Genomic DNA, 24,114 nt, shown 5'->3' on the forward strand with positions numbered 1-24,114 from the left:
TCTTTTTAATATTTTCTAAAACGTTGGTATCGTTCTTCCAATAACTTCTCTAAAGGCATTAATTTTAGTCGCTCCACTTCTAGCTCTAGTTCATTTTTTACATGAGCTAACAAATCTTTACTAGTGAGACCACTTTCTGAAATAACCTTATCTACAACTTCCATCTCTAGAAGTTCATGAGAGGTTATCTTCATCAGTTCTGCTGCCTCCATGGCACGGCTTCCATCCTTCCAAAGGATAGAGGCAAAGCCTTCGGGACTAAGAACTGCATAGATAGAATTTTCTAGCATCCAAACACGGTCAGCTACTGCAAGTGCAAGAGCTCCACCAGATCCACCTTCACCGATTATAAATGCGATGATAGGGACCTTAAGATCACTCATTTCCATGAGATTTCGAGCAATCGCTTCTCCTTGTCCACGTTCTTCTGCTCCTACTCCGGGATAGGCACCCGCAGTATTGATAAATGTCACAATTGGACGACCAAATTTTTCCGCTTGTTTCATTAAACGTAAGGCCTTGCGATAACCTTCAGGATGAGGTTGTCCAAAATTACGGTTGAGATTATCCTGTAAACTTTTACCTTTTTGAATACCAACAACAGTCACTGCTTGATGACCTAACCAACCGATTCCACCGATAACAGCACCATCGTCTCTAAAAGAGCGATCCCCATGTAATTCAATAAAGTCATCGAAGATTCCCACTGCAAAATCCAGAGCAGTTAATCTACTTTGTTCACGTGCTTTTCTGACAATTTTTGCAATCTTCATCTGTGATTCCTCCCATGTAGTCTCACTAATCGAGAGATCATATCTGGTAGTTCTCTTCGTCTAACAATCGCATCCACAAAACCATGTTCCAGGAGAAATTCTGCCTTCTGGAAATCCTCTGGCAAATCTTCTCTCACCGTGTTTTCAATAACTCGGCGACCAGCAAAACCAACTAAACTTTGAGGTTCTGCTAAGATGATATCTCCCTCCATGGCAAAAGAAGCCGTTACACCTCCTGTTGTAGGATCTGTAAGAATGGTCAGATAAAAGAGACCTGCCTTAGAATGACGTTTCACAGCAGCAGAAACCTTGGCCATCTGCATTAAGCTCATAATACCTTCTTGCATACGAGCTCCACCAGATGCTGTAAAAAGAACGACAGGTAATTCCTCAAGAGTTGCAAATTCAAACAAACGAGTGATTTTTTCACCAACAACTGTTCCCATAGATGCCATAATAAAGTTGGAATCCATAATTCCCAGTGCTACCTTTTCTCCCTTGATTAGAGCTGTTCCTGTTATAACAGCCTCATCTAAACCTGTTTCCTGACGAATTTGGGCTAATTTTTTACGATAATCAGGGAATTTCAAAGGATCTTTAGTTTCAATTCCAGTAAACATCTCTACAAAACTATTGGGTTCAACGGTTAAATCCAACCGTTCTTGGGCAGAAATACGGAAAGTATAGTTGCAGTGGGGACAGATACGCTCACTTCCCAAATCTTTTTGATAGATAGTGTGTTTACAAGCTGGACACTTAGAAAACAGTTCATCTGGCACTACTGGTTTAGCTTGCTTTTTTTGCGTACGATTAGGTGTAATTCGAATATATTTATCTTTTTTACTAAATAGAGCCATACATCCCCCTTTTCAGTCTCATACTTTAGAATACTTATTTTTTAGCTTGATAATTTGGTAAGAAGGTTTCCATCAAGAAGGAGGTATCATAATCTCCTGCAATTACACGACTATCTGAAATCAAATCCAATTGAAAATTAGTATTAGTCTCCACACCTTCAATTTCAAGCTCACATAGAGCACGTTGCATTTTCATAAGTGCATCAAAACGATTTTCACCATGAACAATGACTTTAGCAATCATACTATCATAGTAAGGTGGAATAGTATAGCCTGGATAAACTGCCGAATCTACTCTCAAGCCTACACCACCACTAGGAAGATAAAGATTTTTTATCTTACCTGGACTAGGTGCAAAATTAAAAGCTGGATTTTCTGCATTGATTCGACACTCGATAGCATGTCCTCTTAGAACAATATCTTCTTGCTTTAACGTCAAGGGATGACCAGCTGAGATGCGGATTTGTTCCTTAACTATATCGACGCCTGAAACAAATTCTGTGACAGGATGTTCTACTTGGATACGAGTATTCATCTCCATAAAGTAGAATTTGCCAGTTGCTTCATCTAATAAGAATTCAATGGTACCAGCATTTTCATAACCAACAGATTCCGCCGCACGGACTGCTGCAGCACCTATTTCATTACGGAGTGTCTTTCCAATCGCAATAGAAGGGCTTTCTTCTAAAACCTTTTGGTTATTCCGCTGAAGCGAACAATCACGCTCACCTAGGTGAATAACATGTCCCATTTGATCAGCAAGAATCTGTACTTCAATATGGCGGGCAGGATAAATCACGCGCTCTAGGTACATCGCACCATTACCAAAGTTTGCTTTGGCTTCACTAGAGGCTGTTTCAAAGGCTGATACGAGATCGTCTGCCTTTTCAACCTTACGAATTCCTTTACCACCACCTCCAGCTGAAGCTTTCAGCATGACAGGATAACCAATTTTTTCTGCAATAGCCAAGGCTTCTTCTGCAGTATGGACTTCTCCATCTGATCCTGGAATGACAGGCACATTAGCCTTAATCATTTGAGCACGGGCGTTAATTTTATCCCCCATGACATCCATTACACGAGCTGAAGGACCAATAAATTTGATACCGACTTCTTCACACATAGTTGCAAATTTGGAATTTTCACTTAAAAAACCAAATCCAGGGTGAATAGCTTCTGCCTCAGTTAAAACTGCAGCAGATAAAATAGCATTAATATTTAGATAAGACTCTGTTGCCTTACCAGGGCCGATACAGATTGCCTCATCAGCCAAAAGTGTGTGCAGAGCTTCTTTATCAGCAGTCGAATAAACAGCAACTGTTGCAATTCCCAGCTCTCTTGCCGCTCGAATAATTCGAACTGCGATTTCTCCACGATTAGCAATTAAAATCTTTCGAAACATGGATAACCTCCTAGTTTCCAATTGCAAAGGTTAGGGTTCCACTTGCTGCTAGCTTACCATCTACTTCTGCCTTCGCTTCTACTACGGCGATTGTACCACGACGTTTGACAAATGTAGCGGTCATGACTAATTGATCACCAGGTACAACTTGCTTCTTAAATTTGACCTTGTCCATACCCGCATAGAAGACGAGTTTCCCTTTGTTCTCAGGTTTTGATAGTTCTAAAACACCTGCTGTTTGTGCCAAGGCTTCCATGATCAGTACCCCTGGCATCACAGGGTAAGCTGGGAAGTGTCCGTTGAAGAAAGGCTCATTGATGCTCACATTCTTGATAGCAACAATGGTGTCTTCACTGACTTCTAAAACACGATCCACTAAGAGCATGGGATAACGGTGTGGCAAAGCTTCTTTTATTCCTTGAATATCAATCATTTGATACGTACCAAGCCTTTCCCGAATTCTACCATTTCTTCATTTGTAACAAGAATCTCAGTTACAATTCCATCCTTTGGTGCTGGAATTTCATTCATGACCTTCATGGCTTCAATGATTACTAATGTTTGGCCTTTTTTAACAGTATCTCCAACACTCACAAAATATGGTTTATCTGGTCCAGCAGCCAAGTAAGCTACCCCAACAAGGGGACTCTCTACAAGATCACCTTCAGCTTCTTGATACTCAACTGTTGATTCTATTTGAGTTTCTTCTGCTATTGGTGTTGAATTAGTAGCAACAGATTCTATTGATTGTTCTTTGGCAATCGCTTCAATCGGCTGATGGGAATGAACTGTTTGAACTGGCTGCGCAAATTCTGAAACAATTCTTGTTTCATTTTTGCTAAACATCAATTCCTCAGCCCCATTTTTATAAGATAATTCTCTCAGACTTGATTGATTAAACTGCGCCATCAAATCTTTGATTTCGTTTAAATTCATCTTTACTTATTCTCCCAACGTTTGAATGCAAGGACTGCATTGTGTCCACCAAATCCAAAAGTATTTGAAATAGCATATGGAATCTCACGTTCCAAACCTTGCCCAAAGATAACATTTGCTTCAATATAGTCAGATAATTCTGTTGTTCCTGCAGTCATTGGTACATAACTATTACGCATCGCTTCAATCGTAGCAATAGCTTCGACAGCACCAGCTGCTCCTAGCAAGTGACCTGTAAATGATTTGGTTGAAGACACTGGAACTTCTTTTCCTAAAACAGCTACAATAGCGCCACTTTCACCTTTTTCATTAGCTGGAGTTGAGGTACCATGAGCGTTAACATAGCCAACCTGGTCTGGACTGATTCCTGCTTCTTCTAAGGCAAATTTGATAGCCTTGATAGCTCCCTTACCTTCTGGATGAGGCGCTGTCATATGATAAGCATCACAGGTATTCCCGTAACCAACAACTTCTGCCAAGATTGTTGCTCCACGCTTCTCAGCATGTTCTAAACTTTCTAATACTAGCATACCTGAACCTTCACCCATGACAAATCCATTACGATCCTTATCAAATGGGATAGAAGCACGAGTTGGATCTTCAGTAGTTGATAAAGCTGTCAATACTTGGAATCCAGCAATCGCAAAAGGAGTAATAGAGGCTTCTGATCCTCCAACCAACATGATGTCTTGGAAACCAAATTTAATAGAACGAAAGGCATCGCCAATTGCATCGTTTGATGAAGCACAGGCTGTATTGATTGATTTACAAATTCCATTGGCACCAAAGCGCATAGCTACATTTCCTGCAGCCATATTTGGCAAGGCTTTGGGAAGTGTTAATGGTTTAACACGTTTTGGCCCTTTTTCGTGAAGTCGAAGGACTTGGTCTTCGATTTCTCTGATTCCACCGATACCTGATGCAACGATGACACCAAAGCGGTCTTTATCAAGTGCTTCTACGTCAAGATTAGCATGGTCAACTGCTTCTTGAGCAGCATACAAGGCATACAAAGAATAATCATCGAAGCGATTGGTATCTTTTTTTACAAAATATTTGTCAAAAGGAAAATCATTAATCTCTGCTGCATTATGGACGTCAAAATCACTGTGATCAAACTTGGTAATCTTATCAATCCCGATCTTACCAATTTTTAGATTATTCCAAAATTCTTCCGGTGTATTGCCAATCGGAGATGTTAATCCGTAACCAGTTACTACTACTCTATTTAATTTCATTATTTCACCTCTACTTTAACGATTATTGCATGGTTAGTCCACCATCAATAGCAATGACTTGTCCTGTTAGATAATCTTGACTTGCAAGAAAGACTGCCACATCTGCAACTTGTTCTGCTTGACCAAACTGTTTCATTGGAATTTGTGCCAACATTGCATCCTTGACCTTATCGCTTAAAACAGCTGTCATATCTGACTCAATCATACCTGGTGCAATGGCATTTACCCGAACATTACGTCCAGCAACTTCACGCGCTACAGACTTGGTAAATCCAATTAGGCCTGCCTTAGAAGCGGCATAGTTTGCTTGACCAACATTCCCCATTAGACCAACAACACTGGACATGTTGATGATGGCACCTTCTCGAGCTTTAATCATCTGTTTCAAAACAGATTGGGTCATATTGAAGGCTCCCGTCAGGTTAACTTTTAACACTCGTTCAAAGTCCTCTTCTGTCATCTTTAGCATGATTGTATCTTGGGTGATACCTGCATTATTGACCAAAACATCGACTGATCCTAATTCTTCAATCGCTTGGTCAACCATTCTCTTAGCATCGGTATAGTCTGATACATCTCCAGAGATAGCAAGGACCTTAACACCGTATGATTTAAAACTAGCTAAGAGCTCCTCGGAGATTTGACCACGGCTATTTAATACTATATTGGCACCCAAGCTGGCAAATTTATGAGCTATTGCAAGACCAATTCCACGGCTTGAGCCTGTAATAAAGACATTTTTATTTTCTAGTTTCATTTTTCTCCTTTCAGAACCTCAACTATCTCAGTTAGTTATTAATAAGTGTTTCTAAACTTGCTTGATCTTCCACATTAGCTAAGTCAGCGGTTCTATCAATTTTTTTAACAAAACCTGACAAGACTTTTCCTGGGCCGACTTCGATAAATCTCGTCACTCCAGCTTCTTTCATAAGAGCAATACTCTCATAAAAACGAACCGGTTCCTTCACCTGTCGTGTCAAAAGTTCAGCTATTCTATCTTTTTCCATTATTTTGGCTTCTGTATTGCCAACTAAAGGACAATTAAAATCATTAAACTGAACCTCTGTTAATACCTCAGCTAATTTCTGACTAGCAGGTTCTAGCAGAGCAGTATGGAAAGGTCCAGATACATTAAGTGGGAGGATGCGTTTGGCTCCTGCTTCTTTTAAAAGTTCTACAGCTCGGTCTACAGCAACAACTTCACCACCAATAACAATTTGGCTTGGTGTGTTGTAGTTAGCTGGGGTTACTACTCCAAATTCTGATGCTTTTTTACAAGCTTCTTCAATCACATCGACTGGAGTATTAAGGACTGCAACCATCTTGCCTGAACCTGCAGGAGCAGCTTCTTCCATATAAGTTCCACGCTTGGCAACTAAGGCAATAGCCGCTTCAAAATCTAAAGCTCCACTAGCCACAAGGGCAGAATACTCACCCAAAGATAAGCCTGCTACCATATCAGGCTCATATCCTTTTTCTTGTAGGAGACGGTAGATTGCAATCGACGTAGCTAGAATCGCAGGTTGCGTATAGCGTGTTTGATTCAACTTACTTTCTTCCTGGTCAATGAGCTCACGAAGATCATAACCCAAAACTTGGCTTGCCTTGTCGATGGTTTCCTTTACAATAGGGTAGAGATCATAAAGATCTTTTCCCATACCAAGATACTGGGCTCCTTGACCTGCAAATAAAAAGGCTGTTTTAGTCATTTCTTGTAACTCCTATCCAACGAGAGGCTTCTTCTTGAATTTTTTTGGCTGCACCATAATAGAGATCTTTTAGAATTTCTTCAACAGTTTCTTCCTTAGATACGAGACCTGCAATTTGTCCCGCCATTACTGAACCACTATCTACATCTCCATGAACGACAGCCTTAGCTAGCGCTCCAGCACCCATCTGTTCGAACACTTCCAAATCAGGATTTTCCTGTTTAAAAGCATCCTTTTCAGCCTGTTCAAAATCACGAGTTAATTGATTTTTGATAGCACGGACAGCATGCTCGAAGTGCTGTGCTGAAACAGTGGTGTCAATATCACGAGCTTTTAAAATTTTAGCCTTATAATTTGGATGAGCATTCGATTCCTTAGCTACAACAAAACGTGTTCCGACTTGAACAGCTTCTGCACCTAACATAAATCCAGCAGCAACACCTTCACCATCTGCAATACCACCAGCAGCAATCACTGGAATAGACACAGCTGCGGAAACTTGGCGAACTAAAGTCATAGTTGTTAATTTACCAATATGACCTCCAGCTTCCATCCCTTCTGCAATAACAGCATCTGCACCAATCTTTTCCATACGTTTAGCCAGGGCCACACTAGGCACAACAGGAATAACTGTAATCCCTGCATCATGGAAACGTTCCATGTATTTGCTTGGGTTCCCTGCACCTGTAGTTACAACCTTAACATCTTCTTCAATCACAAGGTCTACAATGTCTTCAACAAATGGAGACAAGAGCATAATATTAACACCAAAGGGCTTGTCTGTCAGTGATTTAATTTTATCGATATTTGCCTTAACGACTTCTTTAGGTGCATTTCCACCACCGATAATTCCTAGTCCACCAGCCTTAGATACAGCTCCAGCCAAGTCACCATCAGCAACCCAAGCCATTCCACCTTGAAAAATAGGATATTTAATATTCAATAGTTCAGTAATACGTGTTTTCATTTTGCCTCCAATTTTATTGCTCAGCTAATAGTTTGAAGGTTCTATATTTTGAAATTCAAACTATTAGCTAAACAAGAGGGAGTGGGTTACCCCTACTCCTTCCTAGTTTATGTTAATTATTTGGTTTTTTCTTCAACGTAAGCAACCAAATCACCTACTGTTTTTAAGCTATCTTCTGCTTCAATTTGGATGTCAAAAGCATCTTCGATTTCTGAGATAACTTGGAACAAGTCCAATGAATCTGCATCCAAATCCTCGAAAGTAGACTCAAGTGTTACTTCTGATGCGTCTTTTCCAAGTTCCTCAACGATAATTTCTTGTACTTTTTCAAATACTGCCATGATAGACTCCTTTTAAATATATATATTTTTTATAAAAATGTGTTCACCACATGATTACCTAAAGTGTAACAATGAGCGTGCCCCATGTCAAACCTCCACCGAAGCCTGCCATGAGAATCGTTTGACTTCCATCCAAAAGGATTAAGCCTTCTTCAACACACTCAGAAAGTAAAATCGGGATACTTGCTGCACTAGTATTTCCATACTTAGTCATATTAGCGGGCAATTTATCACGATTAACCCCAATCTTTCTAGCCATTTTGTCTAAGATACGATCATTGGCCTGATGGAGTAAGAGATAGCCCAACTCATCTGTCGATACAGGACTCAATTCAATTGTCTCTTTTATTGATTTGGAAACATCTCGAATAGCAAAGTCAAATACTGCCCTACCATCCATTTTTAAGAAAGCACTTGCTTCTTTTTGGACGGAAAAGGGTGAAGTCAAAGGTGTTTCACCGTAAGTCAAACACTCGCCTCTAGCACCATCGCTATGCAAACTCTCAGCTAGGAAATGATTGATTTTAGCTGATTCTAACAAGACACCACCAGCTCCATCTCCAAAGAGAACAGCTGTCGACCGGTCTGACCAATCCACTGATTTCGATAAAGTTTCAGCACCAATAACAATACCTTTTTGATAACGACCAGAAGATATCAATTTCTCTCCAGTTGATAGCGCAAAGATAAATCCACTGCAAGCTGCTGTCAAGTCGAAAGCAAAGGCTTTTGTAGCCCCAATTTTAGCTTGAACTAGCGCAGCCGTTGAAGGCACCATTGAATCTGGTGTTACAGTAGCAACAATAATAAAATCTAGTTGCTCTGCTAAAAGTCCAGCTTGGTTAAGTAAACGTCTAGCAACTTCTGCAGATAAATCACTAGTGGATTCTGTTTTAGAAATATGCCTTTGTTTTATACCTGTCCGACTGGAAATCCACTCATCACTTGTATCCATAACCCGAGCTAAATCATCATTTACGATTACCTGCTCTGGAACATAATGAGCTACTTGGCTTATTTTTGCAAAAGCCATTATTTCAAATCCTCCAAAAATTGATAAAGATTAGTCAAGCCTTTGCCCATAACATTTATTTCTTCTGGACTCATGCCATCGATAATTTTTTCCACCATTGCTTTGTGGAAACGTCTATGAAGACGATGGACCAAGCGACCTTTCTTTGTCAAATGTAAATATACAACCCGACGATCTTGGTCTGATCGGATTCTTTCAATATAACCTTTTCGCTCCAAGTTATTCAAACAAGTTGTTACTGTTCCAAGAGTTACCATTAATTCTTTAGAAACAAAACTTGGCGTTACATCAGAAAAATTGCCGATTACATCAACCGTATGCATTTCTTTGATAGAGATATCTTTAAAACGACTCCCTCTCAAGCTCACTTCTTCAATGACTAGTACATTATTAAAAATAGATGTTAAGTATTCATTGATTAGTTTATAATCCAATTCTCACCCCTCCTTTACAAAAACTTTTATAATCAAAGCATTTGATAATGGAAGTATATCAAACTTTAAAGGATTATGCAAGTTTTTATTTTCCTAAAAACTTAGGACGTCGTCTTTCCGAATGAGCCAGAACTCCTTCTTTAAAGTCTTCGGTGTAGGCCAACGATTTCTGTAACTCCAACTCCAGGTTAGCATAATCTTGCCACTGTTTAAATTCACTCTCCCAGACTAGCTTTTTAATTGCCGCATAAGAGTTGGATGATCCACGTTTCAACTTCTTCAACAATTGATTTCTTGTTTTTTCTAACTGATCACTTGTACAAACACGATAAACTGCTCCTGCTTCAAAGGCTTTCTCAGCTGTAAAAGCTTCTCCTGTCATAGCTAGTTGTGTTGCTCGAGTAACTCCAAGTGCTCTTGTTAGCAAAAACAAACCACCAGCATCCGGCGCTAATCCAACACCAACAAAGGCTTGAATAAATTTTGCTTTATCAGTTGCAATACAGAAATCAACAGCCAAGGCCATGTTGGCCGCGGCACCTGCCACAGCTCCGTCAACTTCCATAATGATAGGTTTAGGAATTTGCTTTATTTTAAAAGAAATAGTATTAACAAGCTCAGCAATTTTTCCTAAAGATCCGATATCATCCTCATCGACAGCACGTTTCATTTCTACCAAATCGCCTCCGACAGAAAATACTTTTCCTAAGGCATTAATCAATATGTAAGAAACTGCTCCATCCTTTTCAGCTAGGTCCAAAGCTGCTAGGATTTCTTCACACATTGGGATATGGAAACCATTTGCCACTTCTGGACGATTTAAGGTAATGATTGCTAGATCATCTTGAACTTGATAAATTATATGATTCATATCCACTCCTTTTCGTTTACAAAGATTTTTAAATTATTTTATTTTCAAATTATATCTTTTTATAAATTTTTGCACAAGGAAAAAATGATTAAAAGTGTATCAGCCGATTTTTGCTGTTTTGTATTTAATCTATCAAATCCTAATAGACAACTCATAAACGCTCAACAATATCTTAGATTGAGATTGCCTTCCACATCCTCGATTGAAAAAAGGTTCTCTTTCTGCTATAATCGTATAAAATACTTACTTTAGGAGTACTTATGAAGGTTGTAAAATTTGGGGGAAGTTCACTTGCCTCTGCTAGTCAGTTAGAAAAAGTTTTAAATATTGTAAAGAGCGATCCTGAACGACGTTTTGTAGTTGTTTCTGCTCCAGGAAAACGAGATGCTGAAGATACAAAGGTAACAGATGCCTTAATTAAATACTACCGTGATTACGTTTCTGGAAATGATATTAGTAAAAGTCAAAACTGGATTATCGAACGCTATGCTGACATGGTCAGTGAATTAAAACTCAAACCAACAGTACTAGAGAAAATCTCAAAAAGTATCCGTTCTCTTGCGACCCTTCCGATTGAAGACAATGAGTTTCTTTACGATACTTTCTTGGCTGCGGGAGAAAATAATAACGCCAAACTCATTGCAGCTTACTTTAACCAAAATGGATTAGAGGCTCGCTATGTTCATCCGCGAGAAGCTGGTATTGTTGTAACAAGCGAACCTGGAAATGCTCGTATCATTCCTTCAAGTTATGACAAAATTGAAGAACTTAATAATAGTCCAGAAGTTCTTGTTATCCCAGGTTTCTTTGGTGTCACTAAGGAAAATCAAATTTGTACCTTCTCTCGTGGTGGTTCAGATATTACTGGTTCTATCATCGCCGCAGGTGTTAAGGCTGACCTCTATGAAAACTTTACTGATGTAGATGGAATCTTTGCTGCCCATCCTGGTATCATCCACCAACCACACTCGATTCCAGAATTAACCTACCGTGAGATGCGTGAGTTAGCCTATGCAGGTTTTTCTGTCCTTCACGATGAAGCCCTTCTCCCTGCCTATCGCGGAAAAATTCCTTTGGTTATCAAAAATACTAACAATCCTTCCCATCCAGGTACTCGCATCGTCCTGAAACACAGTAGTGATGAATTCCCAGTAGTGGGGATTGCTGGTGATTCTGGTTTTGTCAGTATCAATATGTCCAAATACCTGATGAACCGCGAAGTTGGTTTTGGTCGTAAAGTACTTCAAATTCTAGAAGACCTGAATATTGGTTGGGAACATATGCCAACTGGTATCGATGACCTATCTATCATTTTACGTTCACGAGAATTAACTCCTATCAAGGAAGAAGAAATCCTTCGCCAGTTAGTTCAAAAAGCAGAGGTCGACCACGCTGAAATCGAACACGATCTCTCTATTATCATGATTGTTGGCGAAAAAATGAAGCGCCATATCGGGGTAACTGCTACAGCTACTCGTGCCTTATCTGAAAATAAGATCAACATTCAAATGATGTCTCAAGGATCGAGCGAAGTTTCTATCATGTTCGTAGTTCAAAAAGACCAAGAGAAAGCTGCTATCAAGGCTCTATACCATGCCTTTTTCGGTGAAAGTAAGGAAGATTAAACATGGCACAATCTCTTAACAAGGTCATTGACATGCAAACTACTGGAACTTCTTACCTCTCTATACAAGGAAAAGTTGGAAAATTTCTGGTAGGAGACCAAGCCTTGGAGTTTTACTCGGATCGCAATATTGAGGATTATATTCAAATCCCATGGTCTAGCGTTAATCAAATCGGAGCCAATGTTTCAGGCCGTAAGGTTAGTCGTCATTTTGAAGTTTTTACAGACCAAGGAAAATTCCTCTTTGCCTCAAAAGACTCCGGAAAAATTCTTAAAATTGCTCGGGAAAAAATCGGAAATGAAAAGGTTGTTAAGCTTCCAACCTTACTCCAAATCATCGGTCATAAAATCAAAAATCTATTTGCAAAAAAATAGAAAGTTTAGTATAATCATAGCAACGGATAAGTAGGTTATCCTCTTCTTTCAGAAAGTCTGCGGGTGCTGCGAGCAGATAGAGGGGATAAGTGAAATTCTACCGTTGTTTTAAATAAAATACACAATCAAGTGCACATCTGTGAAGTTGGATGGAACCGTGGCTCTGCCACTCCAACGCTTTGTCAGGTGTGCTTTTTTCATATAAAGGAGAACTTATGTTAGATATCAAACGAATTCGTACAGATTTTGAAGCTGTCGCTGAAAAATTGGCTACGCGTGGTGTAGACGCTGCTATCTTGAATGAGATGAAAGAAATCGACGCTAAACGTCGTGACATCTTGGTTAAGGTCGAAACCTTCAAAGCTGAGCGTAACACGGTCTCTGCTGAAATTGCTCAAGCTAAGCGCAACAAGGAAGATGCCGATGATAAGATTGCTGCCATGCAAACCCTATCTGCTGAAGTCAAAGCACTAGATGCTGAATTAGCGGAAATCGATGCCAAATTGACAGAATTTACTACGACTCTTCCAAACATTCCAGCTGACAGTGTTCCTATTGGTGCAGACGAAGACGATAACGTAGAAGTTCGCCGTTGGGGCACTCCTCGTGAGTTTGACTTTGAGCCAAAAGCCCACTGGGATCTTGGTGAAGACCTTGGTATCCTTGACTGGGAACGTGGTGGAAAAGTCACTGGAGCTCGTTTCCTCTTCTATAAAGGCCTCGGAGCTCGCTTAGAACGTGCCATCTACAACTTTATGTTGGATGAACATGGTAAGGAAGGTTATACTGAAGTCATCACCCCTTACATGGTCAACCATGACTCTATGTTTGGTACAGGACAATATCCAAAATTCAAGGAAGATACTTTTGAGCTCAGTGATACCAACTATGTCCTCATTCCTACAGCTGAAGTACCTTTGACTAACTACTACCGTGATGAAATCATTGATGGTAAGGAACTACCAATCTACTTTACTGCTATGAGTCCATCATTCCGTTCTGAAGCTGGTTCTGCTGGTCGTGATACTCGTGGTTTGATCCGTTTGCACCAATTCCACAAGGTTGAAATGGTTAAATTTGCTAAACCTGAAGAGTCATATGAAGAATTGGAGAAAATGACAGCTAACGCTGAAAACATCCTTCAAAAACTCAACTTGCCATACCGTGTAGTTGCTCTTTCTACAGGAGATATGGGATTCTCAGCTGCTAAGACTTACGACTTGGAAGTTTGGATCCCAGCACAAAATACCTACCGTGAAATCTCAAGCTGTTCAAATACAGAAGATTTCCAAGCACGTCGTGCCCAAATCCGTTACCGTGATGAAGCAGATGGTAAGGTTAAACTTCTCCACACCTTGAATGGTTCTGGACTTGCCGTTGGGCGTACCGTCGCTGCTATTCTTGAAAACTATCAAAATGAAGATGGCTCTGTAACTATTCCTGAAGTTCTTCGTCCATACATGGGTGGAGCTGAAGTCATCAAACCATAACATTTTCAGATAAAAAAAGAGGAAGCTGAGCTCCCTCTTTTTAAGTGATTCAAAAGAAACAGGTAGAAATTATGATTTCTACCTGTTTTTATTTATTAGTAACCACCCATCATTGAAGGATCCATAGCTGGAGCTGGTGCTACCGGTTCTGGCTTGTTAGCCACAACGGCTTCTGTTGTCAAGATAAGACTTGCAACTGATGCTGCGTTTTGAAGGGCAGAACGGCTAACTTTAACAGGATCGATAATACCTGCTTCAATCATGTTAACCCATTCACCTGTCGCAGCGTTGAAGCCTGTACCAAGTTCTGCATGTTTCAAACGATCAATCACAATTGAACCTTCATAGCCTGCATTGTAGGCAATTTGGCGAACTGGCTCTTCCAATGCACGAAGAACAATATTGCGTCCTGTTGCTTCATCCCCTTCTAACTCCAAGGCTGCAACAGCAGAAATAACATTAACAAGGGCAGTACCACCACCTGCAACAATACCTTCTTCTACTGCCGCACGAGTAGCGTTAAGAGCATCTTCGATACGGAGTTTCATCTCTTTCAATTCAGTTTCGGTTGCAGCTCCGACCTTGATAACTGCTACCCCACCTGATAATTTAGCCAAGCGCTCTTGGAGTTTTTCACGGTCAAATTCTGAAGTTGTTGTTTCGATTTGAGACTTGATGACAGCTACACGGTTAGCAATCGCTTCAGGATTTCCTGCGCCTTCAACAATGACTGTGCTATCTTTATCTACAGACACTTTAGCTGCTTGCCCTAAAGCTTCGATGGTAGCATCTTTCAACTCAAGTCCAAGGTCTTCAGTAATAACGGTACCACCTGTCAAGATTGCGATATCTTCAAGCATAGCTTTACGACGGTCACCGAAACCAGGAGCCTTAACAGCAACAACGTTGAAAGTACCACGAATCTTGTTCAAAACAAGGGTTGGCAGAGCTTCACCATCAACATCATCTGCAATAATCAAGAGCGGACGACTGCTTTGAAGAATACTTTCTAGAAGTGGCAAGATTTCTTGGATATTTGAAATCTTCTTGTCTGTGATTAAAATGTACGGATTTTCAAGGTCTGCAACCATTTTTTCATTATCAGTCACCATGTACTGTGAGAGGTAACCACGGTCAAACTGCATTCCTTCTACGACTTCAAGTTCTGTTTCCATACCACGTGATTCTTCAATAGTGATAACTCCGTCTTTACCAACTTTTTCCATGGCTTCAGAGATGTATTCCCCAACTTTTTCAGAACGAGATGAAACAGCAGCAACCTGAGCGATAGCTTCTTTATTGATCACTGGAATAGCATTGTTTTTCAAGGCTTCAACAGCTGCAGCAACTGCCGCTTCAATTCCACGACGAATACCAATTGGATTTGCACCAGCAGTAACGTTTTTGATTCCTTCGCGAACGATAGCCTGTGTCAATACTGTTGCAGTAGTTGTCCCATCACCAGCGATATCGTTGGTTTTAGAAGCTACTTCTGATACCAGTTTGGCACCCATATTTTCAAAATGGTCTTCCAATTCGATTTCTTTAGCGATTGTTACACCATCATTGGTAATCAATGGAGAACCGAATGATTTTTCAAGAACAACATTACGACCTTTAGGTCCCAAGGTTACTTTAACAGTGTCTGCTAGGATATCAACACCACGAACCATAGCAGAACGAGCATCTGATGAAAATTTAATGTCTTTTGCCATACTTACTTTCTCCTTCTATTCTTCAACGATTGCTAAGATACTAGCTTCACCTACGATGAGGTATTTTTCATCCCCATCTTTGACATCAATACCTGCATGAGCTTCAACTAAAACCTGATCTCCAACTTTTACACTTGGAGCAACTAGTTCACCACTCAAGGTACGAACACCTTGTCCAGTAGCCACTACTGTAGCTGTTTTCGTTTCTTCTTGGGCTGATTTTGCGAGGACAAATCCCCCAACAGTTGCTTCTTTTTCTTCAATTTTCAAGACCACACGGTCGCCTAATGGTTTCAACATTTGTCTTCCTCCATAATACAATCATATTATTAGCACTCTTTACACATGAGTGCTAAACCATAGTTCTATTGTATCACTTGGTCAAAAATAGTCAAGGAAAAAGTCTGATTTATAGCATAAAAAAGAGAGTGGGACAGAAATCGGTAATTCGTTAGAATTCGATTTCGTCGTCCCACCTCCGCACAGTTGAGTAGGGCTATAAAAGCTGATGAAATCAGCGTAGTAGAGCCCACTCAACCACTGCGTCTTGCTCGACAATCCAAAGACAATTGAGAGGCTAGGACTTTTGTCCCAGCCTCCTATCATTTTAGAAGGGAAGTTCCTCCTCTTCCAAAACAAGATCTGCTAAGTCTTGGCCTGCATTATTTTCACGCATAGCACGTTGGGCACGACTTTCTAAAAGTTGGAAGCCTGTAGCGAGAACTTCGGTCACATAGTTGATCTGACCATTCTTCTCGAACTTACGGGTACGAAGTTCCCCATCCACAGAAATCAGACTGCCTTTACTTGCATAGCTAGCCAAAGTTTCAGCAAGTTTCCCCCAGACAACAATATTGATGAAGTCAGCTTCACGTTCCCCATTTTGGTCCTTGAAACGACGGTTAATAGCAATCGTCGCACGAGCCACTGACTTGTCGTTATTAGTTTTGTGCAATTCTGGTGTAGACGTCAAGCGTCCAATCATGATAACTTTATTATACATTTTTCATCCTCCTACTTATCTATTCGAAGGAAAAGAAAAAAAGTTACAAGATTTGTAACTTTTTTAATAATATTAATCTCTATGAATCATAAATCCAGTTGCTTGTTGATTGGCCATGATGGTCATATCTGTGATTTGCACACGACGTGGTTGACTGGTCACATAAACTACAGTATCTGCGATGTCTTGCGCCTGCAAGGCTTCAAGTCCCTGATAGACTGTTGCCGCCCGTGCCTCATCTCCATGGAAACGGACTTTTGAAAAATCAGTTTCTACAATACCAGGTTGAATAGTGGTCACTTTGATATCAGTCGCAATGGTGTCAATCCGAATCCCATCTGAAAAAGTTTTGACTGCAGCCTTGGTTGCTGAATAGACTGCTGCACCAGCATATGCATAAATCCCTGCAGTAGAACCCATATTGATAATATGCCCTTGATTAGTTGCTACCATGGAAGGCAAGAGACAGCGTGTAACCGCCATTAAACCCTTGACATTGGTATCCAGCATGGTCAACATATCCAACTCTTCATAGTCCTGATAGGGTGCTAAACCGAGAGCCAGTCCAGCATTATTGACCAAGATATCAACCTGACCTACTGTCTCTAAAATTTCTGAACAAACAGTCTTTACCATGTTCATATCTGTAACATCTAAGGGAAAGATCCAGACTTTTTGATTTGGAAAGACTTCTGCGAACTCAGTTTTTAGAGTTTTGAGCCTTTCTGTTCGACGCCCTGTAAGAACGATATTTTCACCTTTTTCTAGGTAAGCACGCGCAATTGCCTCACCGATACCTGATGTTGCACCTGTAATGACTACATTTTTTGCCATATCATTTCCTTCCATCTAGTACGACAGATACTTGCAACTTCTTAAGCAGTCCAATGCTTAGCTGGATCAAAGGGCGTTCCAACAACTTGGTCGTCTGACAATTCAATGATCCCACGTTTTTGGGGAGCATTTGGCAAGGCAAGTTCACGAGGACTACACATCATACCAAAACTCTGTTCCCCACGAAGTTCACCTGGAAAAATGAGATTCCCTTTTGGCATCATAGCTCCAGGAAGAGCTACAATGGTTTTCAAACCGACACGCGCATTGGGAGCACCTGCAACAATTTGTACTGTTTTGTCCTTCCCAACAGCAACCTGACAGATATTGAGGTGGTCGCTATCTGGATGAGCAACCATCTCTACAATTTCTCCAACCACAAATTTCGGTTCCTTGTCGTTAATGATTTCTTCAGCAAATCCTTCTTCTTGCAATTCTTGGTTCAAACGTGCTACTTGGTCGTCAGTTAAAAAGACTTGTCCGCGCTCAGCGATTTCAAACATGCTAGAAACTTCAAAAATGTTCCATGCGACAGTTTCACCAGTTTCTTTTAGGAAAACACGCGCTACATTACCTTTACGCTCAACATCTAGTTTGGCATCTCCACTGTTTTTCACGATGACCATAAGGACATCGCCGACATGTTCTTTATTATATGTAAAAATCATTCTTTTCTCCTATTTCAAACTTGCTAAAAAGTCATTGATTTGCCCCTTGGTTTTACGGTCACGATTGACAAAACGTCCAATCTCCTTGTCCTTATCTAAAACAACAAGACTTGGAATCCCGTATACATCCCAAAGTTTAGCAAATTCCATGTAGTCATCACGGTCTACCCGTATAAAAGTGAACTCTGGATTTGCCTCTTCAATCTCTGACAAGGCAGGATAGATATAACGGCAATCGCCACACCAATCCGCAACAAAAAGGAAGACTTTCTTGCCATCCTGCTCTACTAGATTTGCTAATTCTTCTATATTTTTAGGAGAAATCATAAGACTTCCTCCTCGTAGATGAGATCTTCATCTTCATAGACAAAGGTATAGTGACGACCATCTTCAAAAATGACACCACCAACAAGACGTTCTAAGCTACTTTCGTATACTTGGACATAGAGAGTACCAATCTCACCCATTTCTGAGAAATAGTCACGCACAATAGCCGTTAACTCTTCCTGTGTCTTCATGAGTTTGTGATCATCAGCTACTTTCTTAGCACCAAAGGCAAGGGCTCCAAGTCCTGCCACAACCAAACCTGTTTTAATAATATTTTTCGTTTTCATGCTAACATTGTAACACAAAAAGGCTCAAGGAACAATGAAAAAGGGAGTTCCACTCCCCCTTTCTAATTTCTCAACATTAATAATTTCTCTCACCAAACAAGCCTTCTGGCAAATCATGAAATCCCTTGCTTGCCTTAAAGTTTTCAAACTTACCAAGTAAGAATTGGTAGGCATCCAAACGACTCTCGTAGCGAATCATGGCATCTTTAGCACGCTCATCTTGATCTTCTTCATAGACCTTTTGACTTTCCTTAAGAGCCATGTCGTTGATCATGATCTGGGTATTAACCCAGGCTTCAAATTCCTTCATAAATTCTTGTTCGTAACTCATTGCTTCTCCTTATTCTATTCCACGGAAAAAGTCGCTATCAATTTCACGATAGGGTTGAATATCCTGAACATACTCTAGCACGCCTTGAAATTCTCCGTTCTCATCGTGTACTGCAGCGTAAGTGACATGGACAAACTTTCCACGTGATTCTGACTTGAACCACATCTCGTACTTGTCTTTTTTCCCCTCACGAAGACCTTGCATAATCGCTTTGACTTTCTCCAAATATTTTGGTGGATGACATAGTTCGACATTCCGTCCAACTTGAGACGGTGTCCGCTTGAAAATCATTTCATCCGCTGGAGTATTGTCATTATAATACTGGAAGATATCATCCTTATTAACAAAGGTAATCTCCATCGGCAAATGATTAAGGATAAGATTTGCCTGCTCAACTGATAGATAACCATTGCCAAACGCCTGTTGACTATTGCGATCTAGCACCGTTTCCTTTTCCTTTGGTGTAAAGGTGATAGTAAACTGACCTTCTGGTGTATCAATCACTTGCTGAACTTGTCCATCTACAGTTTCTGGCTGAGTTGGTTCTTCTACACTTTTTTCCTCAACAAAACTTTGACGTTCTGGGATCCATTTTTCTGACGGACGGATAATAGCATATCCATAGGCATCACTTTCCTCAGCAATCTGAATCCAGTCATCCTGGTTAAAAGATTCGAGCAATATCATAAGGAGGATAGATTCTTCCTTAAAAATCATACTTTCAAACTCTGTCGCAAAGGCCTCAAAAGCTTCCTTTACAGTGGAAATCGGCACTTCTGGGAGCGACTTAGTTGCCACTAAAGCTGTTTGAAAGAGTTCCCTAATCTGGTCATCCACTCCCCACATAACTTTGGGAGGTGAATCATGTCCATAACGTTCCATGATGGGAAAGAAGAGTTCTTCCTTGCGCTGGTAGTGAATGTCAAATTGACCAACAAGCCCCATCTGACGTACCAAGCCTTTGCGCATCTCCGCCAGCATTTCCTCATCGTCCACAGATTCATAAGTGTCTAACAATCTACGAACCCGAATCAAAGCAGCACGGAGAGCTAGATTTTCATCCTTAAAGACTCGCACAGGGTGACCAGGATGCTCGGTATCCTCAACTTCTACGCCCTTAACAGCATTTTTAAAGAGATTGGCATGCACATCACAAAGTTCCATGACATCTTCAAAGGTAACGCCTGAGTCAGAGTTCATCAACTCGTGCTCCATAAGTGAAATCTCAATAGCAGATACACCTGTAAAAGTAGCATCAAATCGTTCCTGAACGGACTCCGGAGAGGCTCCATTATGCAATTCTAATAAAATATCCCGCAGGATATGAATACGTTCATCTGTCATTAGTCTAACCCGATCACTTCGTAACCATTTGCTTCAAGCGTACGCACGATCTTATCCATAGGAGTCCCTTCAAGTTTTGAGCCTTGTTTGAGCGAAACTTTTCGCCCTACAGTATTACGCATCAAGGGATTTGCAAGAGGTTTAAAACCAAGCTCAACCAAAACATCTAAAACTTCTGGATGCTTGTCTACTACTTCTGCAACAGGGATCGATACATCAATAATATTATCCATCATAACCTCCAATACATTCTCAAACTAATTTTTCTTTTTTTATTATACCACAAGGGTTTGGATAAAAAAACTAGCAGTACAAGACTACTAGTTTCTTCCTATTATTCTACTTCGATGATTTCTGCTTCTTTTCGAATGGTTTCTATATCTTCCTGATATTGTACTTCATCATAATTAACCAATTTAGACAATTCCTTTTGCAAGCTTTCTCCCATCGGCTTCATGGTCGCAAACGTTAACCCTCCAGAGATGACACCTCCTAATATCGGAATGAATTTCCCCATTCCTTTGGCTAAGCCACCCTTCGTCAGATTTACCCCAAAAATTTTCAAAACTTTCTTCAAAATAGGATACCAAAGTGTCTTTGTCAAGGCTTTTTGAGGGACAGTTTTCATCACTTGCTTGGCAATTGCAACACCACCAGCACGAAGTAAAGCGGCAGTACCATTCACTCCTAGCATTACACCGAGATAGAGTAGCAGTGTATTTTGAGCATCTTCACTCAACTCGTCACGAGAAGCCCAAAGATCATTGTATCCATAGATATAACCTAACTCTTGAGCTAGTTTCAATGAAAAAGCATAAAACTGAGCTACGTCTGCTGGTATAGTAACCGCCATCGCAAGCCCACCAGGTAAGCCAGCTAAAACAGACGTCCCACTTGCTAACAAGACATTATCTCTAATACATGCATTTGCTACTCGATCTAAAATTTCCTGAGACAACAAGGCCGTTGGTCCCTCTTCTAATAATATAGGGACATCCTTTGGATCCAATTCATTTGAAAATTTATCCACTAAAAATTTTGACCGATCAACTTTAACAACCGGCAGTTTCACGACTTGCTGCAATACTTGCATAGCGATATCTTGTTCAGCCATTTAAAATCTCCATTTAATGTATTATACTCATTCTATATAATAACACACATCAAACAAAATATAAAGCGTTCTCAAACTTTATTTCTAAAATATTTTTTCGATTAAATCGTATACTATTAAAAAACAAAAAGAGGATTCCTCCTCTTTTTTAGTTCTTATCCAAATTACGTAACATCTCGTCAATCTTATAAGTCCATAATCTCTTTTTTCTTTCGATCAAACTCTTCCTGAGATAATATGCCTACATCTAAAAGTGATTTGAGTTTAGTAAGAGCTTCAATTTGTTCATCGAATGATAAACTTGGTTTAGTTGCTTTTTCATCTAACTGTTGTGCCATATTCATACCAAAAATCATTCCCGCACCATCTCCTAGCCCGTGTTGTTCGATTCCTGAGGCGACTTTTTGCTGCGCGGCAATGTTAGAAGCTTTCTGCGATACATCATCAAAAGCCTTTAAATTCATCTTGTTTGATGAAAATTTCTTAACCAATTCCTTAGATTCTGGCGAGAATTCTATATTTGCAATCGCAACTTTTATAATTTCAAACCCAAAACGTTCTTTCCAAGTACCGGCATACTGCTCATCACTCGATACTTGTTTTGCAAGTACTGTTGCTTGCGAAGGTAATTGTGATATACGATAAGTTGTTGATAACGAATTGAGGGCAACAGTAAATGATTGAAGAAATTCCGTGACTATCTGAGCTCTTGCTTGAGCACTATCAAAGCTATAGTAGGTCACATTTGCAGGAAGGAAATTTTTTACAAACTTGATAGCGTCCGTAATTTGAATAGAGAAAGTTCCAAAAGCGCGTACTTCTAAGTCTGTTCCATAAAACAAGTCGTTATACATAACTGGACCACGAGTACCAAACCTAATATCACGAATTTCTCTCAAATTGACAAAACAAATCTGTTTTTGCTGATCACTTTGTCCGCCAAATCCAACACGATTTGCAACATTATCAAACAGTGATTTTTTTAACCCGTCACCATTAAAAACACTACTTTCCCCACTTTGATATTCATATCCACCTGGTTCAGTGATAATTTCTTCTATTCCAGACTGACTAAAAATAACAGCAGCAGTATTTTCAGGAATAAAAATCTTAGACCCATTTGAAATGACACCAATAGACCCCTGACTATTCACTCCTCTGCCATTATTACTAACTTGTAGAACACCTGGACTGACAGCTGTATGTTCATCAAAAGCCTGAACTGTAATAATCTCCTTCCATTGATCGGAAAAAGTGCCACTAATTGCTTCTTTAAGGGCTAGCAATACTTCATAAGTATATAATAGAAAGAAACCTTATAAAATAAGCATAAATAAGAAATAAACTACATATAATTTTTACCATAAAAATATAAAAGTTTTAACCTTTTGCCCCTTTTTTGCCCCTTTTTAGAGCAAACAAAAAGACCGCTAGCATAAGCCAGCGGTCTAGTGTGTATAATTAATTTGTTCTTTCTATTTGAATTTTTTTATTTTGTTGTGATTAAGCCATCAGGCTCAACTGTGAACTCAGGCTTGTCAGCAAGTGAACCATCTTCTTTGAGATAGTACCAACCTTTTTCTGATTTTACAAATTGTTTAGATAACATTTCTCCGTTTTGTTCAGAGAGATAATACCAAGTTTCGTTGTATTTCACCCAACCTGTGATCATGTAGCCATCTTTGTTGAAGTAATACCAACGGTTGTTAATGAAGTGCCAACCTGTAACGGTTGCGCCACGTTTATCAAGATAGAACCAATATTTTCCGTCATAAAACCAACGGTTGATTAGACATAGACCTTTCTCGTCAAATCTGAACCATTCCCCCTTGATTTCTTTCCAGCAATTAGTTGGATAAGAGCCATCTGACTCCTCCCACCACCAACCATATTTACCTTGTCGCCATCCAGCTTCAGTATTTGTGCCACCTTCAATATCTTTCTTGAATTGACTGCGACTAATACCCCACTTAGCAAGGTAAGGATACGGGTCAACGTGATCTGAATTATTGTTAGGTTGATGATATGTACAGTATTCATGCGACTTGATACCAGCTAAGCTATCAGTATCAAGTGTTTTTGGAATACCTGCCTCATCAGCAAGGTCACGTAGTAGTTGGATGTAAAGGCGATAATCTGTCATGAACTCTTCTTTAGTCGAATGACTCTCAATCAACTCGACTGCTGCATAACTTTCAGCATTCCAACCGCCACCAACGTCCCAACTTCCGTTATTTACTGGCCCTACTTGCATCACTCGACCATTACCGACTACGTGAGAGAAGAACCCAAGTTCAGGGTCTTTGCGATAGTGGTAATCTGCTTCGTTTTGTGCGGTTGAGTTACGGTTGCCCGTTGAATGAGCATGTACTTGTCTGTAAGGACGTACACCGACCTGAGGAAGTCCAGTTCTTAATCTACTTTTATCAATATCCATTTTT

29 protein-coding genes are annotated in these 24,114 nt (G+C 40.1%); 3 read left to right on the forward strand and 26 right to left on the reverse strand.

All coding sequences use genetic code 11. The features are described 5' to 3' along the window. Window positions 1-5: 5 nt before the first annotated feature. From FN031_RS05185 to FN031_RS05245, 13 genes are all read right to left on the reverse strand, one after another. Window positions 6-773, reverse strand: coding sequence for an acetyl-CoA carboxylase carboxyl transferase subunit alpha (locus FN031_RS05185; protein WP_142558216.1), 768 nt, complete (start codon window positions 771-773; stop codon window positions 6-8). Continuing rightward, a complete protein-coding gene (accD, locus tag FN031_RS05190) occupies window positions 770-1,630 on the reverse strand; it encodes an acetyl-CoA carboxylase, carboxyltransferase subunit beta (RefSeq protein ID WP_142558218.1) in 861 nt (286 codons plus the stop codon). Before accD ends, FN031_RS05185 begins: the two co-directional genes overlap by 4 nt. Before the next feature lie 34 nt (window positions 1,631-1,664). Beyond that, complete coding sequence (accC, locus tag FN031_RS05195) at window positions 1,665-3,032, reverse strand: acetyl-CoA carboxylase biotin carboxylase subunit (protein ID WP_142558220.1); 1,368 nt, start codon at window positions 3,030-3,032, stop codon at window positions 1,665-1,667. Between the two features lie 10 nt (window positions 3,033-3,042). After that, window positions 3,043-3,465 carry a 3-hydroxyacyl-ACP dehydratase FabZ gene (gene fabZ, locus FN031_RS05200; protein ID WP_075566399.1) on the reverse strand — a complete coding sequence of 141 codons (423 nt, stop codon included), beginning with the start codon at window positions 3,463-3,465 and terminating at the stop codon, window positions 3,043-3,045. Beyond that, on the reverse strand, window positions 3,462-3,968 hold the full coding sequence (gene accB / locus FN031_RS05205; RefSeq protein WP_075566397.1) for an acetyl-CoA carboxylase biotin carboxyl carrier protein: 507 nt from the start codon (window positions 3,966-3,968) through the stop codon (window positions 3,462-3,464). Before accB ends, fabZ begins: the two co-directional genes overlap by 4 nt. Before the next feature lie 2 nt (window positions 3,969-3,970). Beyond that, window positions 3,971-5,206, reverse strand: a complete 1,236-nt coding sequence (gene fabF, locus FN031_RS05210) for a beta-ketoacyl-ACP synthase II (protein WP_142558222.1) — start codon at window positions 5,204-5,206, stop codon at window positions 3,971-3,973. A gap of 22 nt (window positions 5,207-5,228) precedes the next feature. Continuing rightward, entirely contained in the window at window positions 5,229-5,963 is a 735-nt protein-coding gene (gene fabG / locus FN031_RS05215; RefSeq protein WP_142558225.1) for a 3-oxoacyl-[acyl-carrier-protein] reductase, read from the reverse strand. A 31-nt stretch (window positions 5,964-5,994) separates the two neighbouring features. Then, a complete protein-coding gene (gene fabD, locus FN031_RS05220; RefSeq protein WP_142558227.1) occupies window positions 5,995-6,915 on the reverse strand; it encodes an ACP S-malonyltransferase in 921 nt (306 codons plus the stop codon). Then, a complete protein-coding gene (fabK, locus tag FN031_RS05225) occupies window positions 6,908-7,882 on the reverse strand; it encodes an enoyl-[acyl-carrier-protein] reductase FabK (RefSeq protein ID WP_142558229.1) in 975 nt (324 codons plus the stop codon). The genes fabD and fabK overlap by 8 nt, the downstream gene beginning before the upstream one ends. A 116-nt stretch (window positions 7,883-7,998) precedes the next feature. Further along, window positions 7,999-8,223, reverse strand: coding sequence for an acyl carrier protein (locus FN031_RS05230; RefSeq protein WP_075566388.1), 225 nt, complete (start codon window positions 8,221-8,223; stop codon window positions 7,999-8,001). A 58-nt stretch (window positions 8,224-8,281) separates the two neighbouring features. Next, window positions 8,282-9,256, reverse strand: a complete 975-nt coding sequence (locus FN031_RS05235) for a beta-ketoacyl-ACP synthase III (protein WP_142558231.1) — start codon at window positions 9,254-9,256, stop codon at window positions 8,282-8,284. Next, complete coding sequence (gene fabT / locus FN031_RS05240; protein WP_142558233.1) at window positions 9,256-9,690, reverse strand: fatty acid biosynthesis transcriptional regulator FabT; 435 nt, start codon at window positions 9,688-9,690, stop codon at window positions 9,256-9,258. Before fabT ends, FN031_RS05235 begins: the two co-directional genes overlap by 1 nt. Window positions 9,691-9,775: 85 nt before the next feature. Next, window positions 9,776-10,561, reverse strand: a complete 786-nt coding sequence (locus FN031_RS05245; RefSeq protein ID WP_142558235.1) for an enoyl-CoA hydratase — start codon at window positions 10,559-10,561, stop codon at window positions 9,776-9,778. Between the two features lie 260 nt (window positions 10,562-10,821). On the opposite strand from FN031_RS05245, the gene FN031_RS05250 reads away from it, so the two are divergent. The 3 genes from FN031_RS05250 to serS all read left to right on the forward strand — a co-directional run bounded on the left by FN031_RS05250 (window position 10,822) and on the right by serS (window position 14,050). After that, entirely contained in the window at window positions 10,822-12,186 is a 1,365-nt protein-coding gene (locus tag FN031_RS05250; RefSeq protein ID WP_142558237.1) for an aspartate kinase, read from the forward strand. A gap of 2 nt (window positions 12,187-12,188) precedes the next feature. Further along, the gene (locus tag FN031_RS05255; protein WP_142558239.1) at window positions 12,189-12,560 is read left to right on the forward strand and encodes a DUF956 family protein; all 372 of its coding nucleotides are present in this window, start codon (window positions 12,189-12,191) and stop codon (window positions 12,558-12,560) included. 215 nt (window positions 12,561-12,775) lie between these two features. Further along, complete coding sequence (serS, locus tag FN031_RS05260) at window positions 12,776-14,050, forward strand: serine--tRNA ligase (protein ID WP_142558241.1); 1,275 nt, start codon at window positions 12,776-12,778, stop codon at window positions 14,048-14,050. 95 nt (window positions 14,051-14,145) lie between these two features. Here the strand turns inward: serS and groL are convergent, their stop codons facing one another. The 13 genes from groL to FN031_RS05330 all read right to left on the reverse strand — a co-directional run bounded on the left by groL (window position 14,146) and on the right by FN031_RS05330 (window position 24,110). Further along, window positions 14,146-15,765: a chaperonin GroEL gene (groL, locus tag FN031_RS05265; RefSeq protein ID WP_142558243.1), complete on the reverse strand. Its 1,620-nt coding sequence runs from the start codon at window positions 15,763-15,765 to the stop codon at window positions 14,146-14,148. Window positions 15,766-15,780: 15 nt separating this feature from the next. Then, window positions 15,781-16,065, reverse strand: a complete 285-nt coding sequence (gene groES / locus FN031_RS05270) for a co-chaperone GroES (RefSeq protein WP_142558245.1) — start codon at window positions 16,063-16,065, stop codon at window positions 15,781-15,783. Window positions 16,066-16,372: 307 nt separating this feature from the next. Next, on the reverse strand, window positions 16,373-16,768 hold the full coding sequence (locus FN031_RS05280; protein WP_142558247.1) for a single-stranded DNA-binding protein: 396 nt from the start codon (window positions 16,766-16,768) through the stop codon (window positions 16,373-16,375). Between the two features lie 72 nt (window positions 16,769-16,840). After that, window positions 16,841-17,602: an SDR family NAD(P)-dependent oxidoreductase gene (locus FN031_RS05285; protein WP_142558249.1), complete on the reverse strand. Its 762-nt coding sequence runs from the start codon at window positions 17,600-17,602 to the stop codon at window positions 16,841-16,843. 41 nt (window positions 17,603-17,643) lie between these two features. Next, window positions 17,644-18,270, reverse strand: a complete 627-nt coding sequence (gene ytpR / locus FN031_RS05290; protein ID WP_142558251.1) for a YtpR family tRNA-binding protein — start codon at window positions 18,268-18,270, stop codon at window positions 17,644-17,646. 9 nt (window positions 18,271-18,279) lie between these two features. After that, the gene (locus FN031_RS05295) at window positions 18,280-18,597 is read right to left on the reverse strand and encodes a thioredoxin family protein (protein ID WP_142558254.1); all 318 of its coding nucleotides are present in this window, start codon (window positions 18,595-18,597) and stop codon (window positions 18,280-18,282) included. After that, window positions 18,594-18,884, reverse strand: a complete 291-nt coding sequence (locus tag FN031_RS05300) for a DUF4651 domain-containing protein (RefSeq protein WP_024053819.1) — start codon at window positions 18,882-18,884, stop codon at window positions 18,594-18,596. The genes FN031_RS05295 and FN031_RS05300 overlap by 4 nt, the downstream gene beginning before the upstream one ends. 76 nt (window positions 18,885-18,960) lie before the next feature. Then, on the reverse strand, window positions 18,961-19,215 hold the full coding sequence (locus FN031_RS05305) for a DUF1912 family protein (RefSeq protein WP_142558256.1): 255 nt from the start codon (window positions 19,213-19,215) through the stop codon (window positions 18,961-18,963). Between the two features lie 9 nt (window positions 19,216-19,224). After that, window positions 19,225-20,559: a DUF438 domain-containing protein gene (locus FN031_RS05310; RefSeq protein ID WP_142558258.1), complete on the reverse strand. Its 1,335-nt coding sequence runs from the start codon at window positions 20,557-20,559 to the stop codon at window positions 19,225-19,227. After that, window positions 20,559-20,792 carry a DUF1858 domain-containing protein gene (locus FN031_RS05315; RefSeq protein ID WP_006151852.1) on the reverse strand — a complete coding sequence of 78 codons (234 nt, stop codon included), beginning with the start codon at window positions 20,790-20,792 and terminating at the stop codon, window positions 20,559-20,561. The genes FN031_RS05310 and FN031_RS05315 overlap by 1 nt, the downstream gene beginning before the upstream one ends. 101 nt (window positions 20,793-20,893) lie before the next feature. Further along, window positions 20,894-21,673, reverse strand: coding sequence for a hypothetical protein (locus FN031_RS05320; RefSeq protein ID WP_142558260.1), 780 nt, complete (start codon window positions 21,671-21,673; stop codon window positions 20,894-20,896). A gap of 185 nt (window positions 21,674-21,858) precedes the next feature. Next, window positions 21,859-22,959, reverse strand: coding sequence for an SPFH domain-containing protein (locus FN031_RS05325; protein WP_142558262.1), 1,101 nt, complete (start codon window positions 22,957-22,959; stop codon window positions 21,859-21,861). Between the two features lie 203 nt (window positions 22,960-23,162). Further along, entirely contained in the window at window positions 23,163-24,110 is a 948-nt protein-coding gene (locus FN031_RS05330) for a peptidoglycan recognition protein family protein (protein WP_142558264.1), read from the reverse strand. Window positions 24,111-24,114 lie beyond the last annotated feature (4 nt).

Origin of the sequence: Streptococcus mitis (assembly GCF_902159415.1) — a bacterium.
Lineage (GTDB): Bacteria > Bacillota > Bacilli > Lactobacillales > Streptococcaceae > Streptococcus > Streptococcus mitis_BG.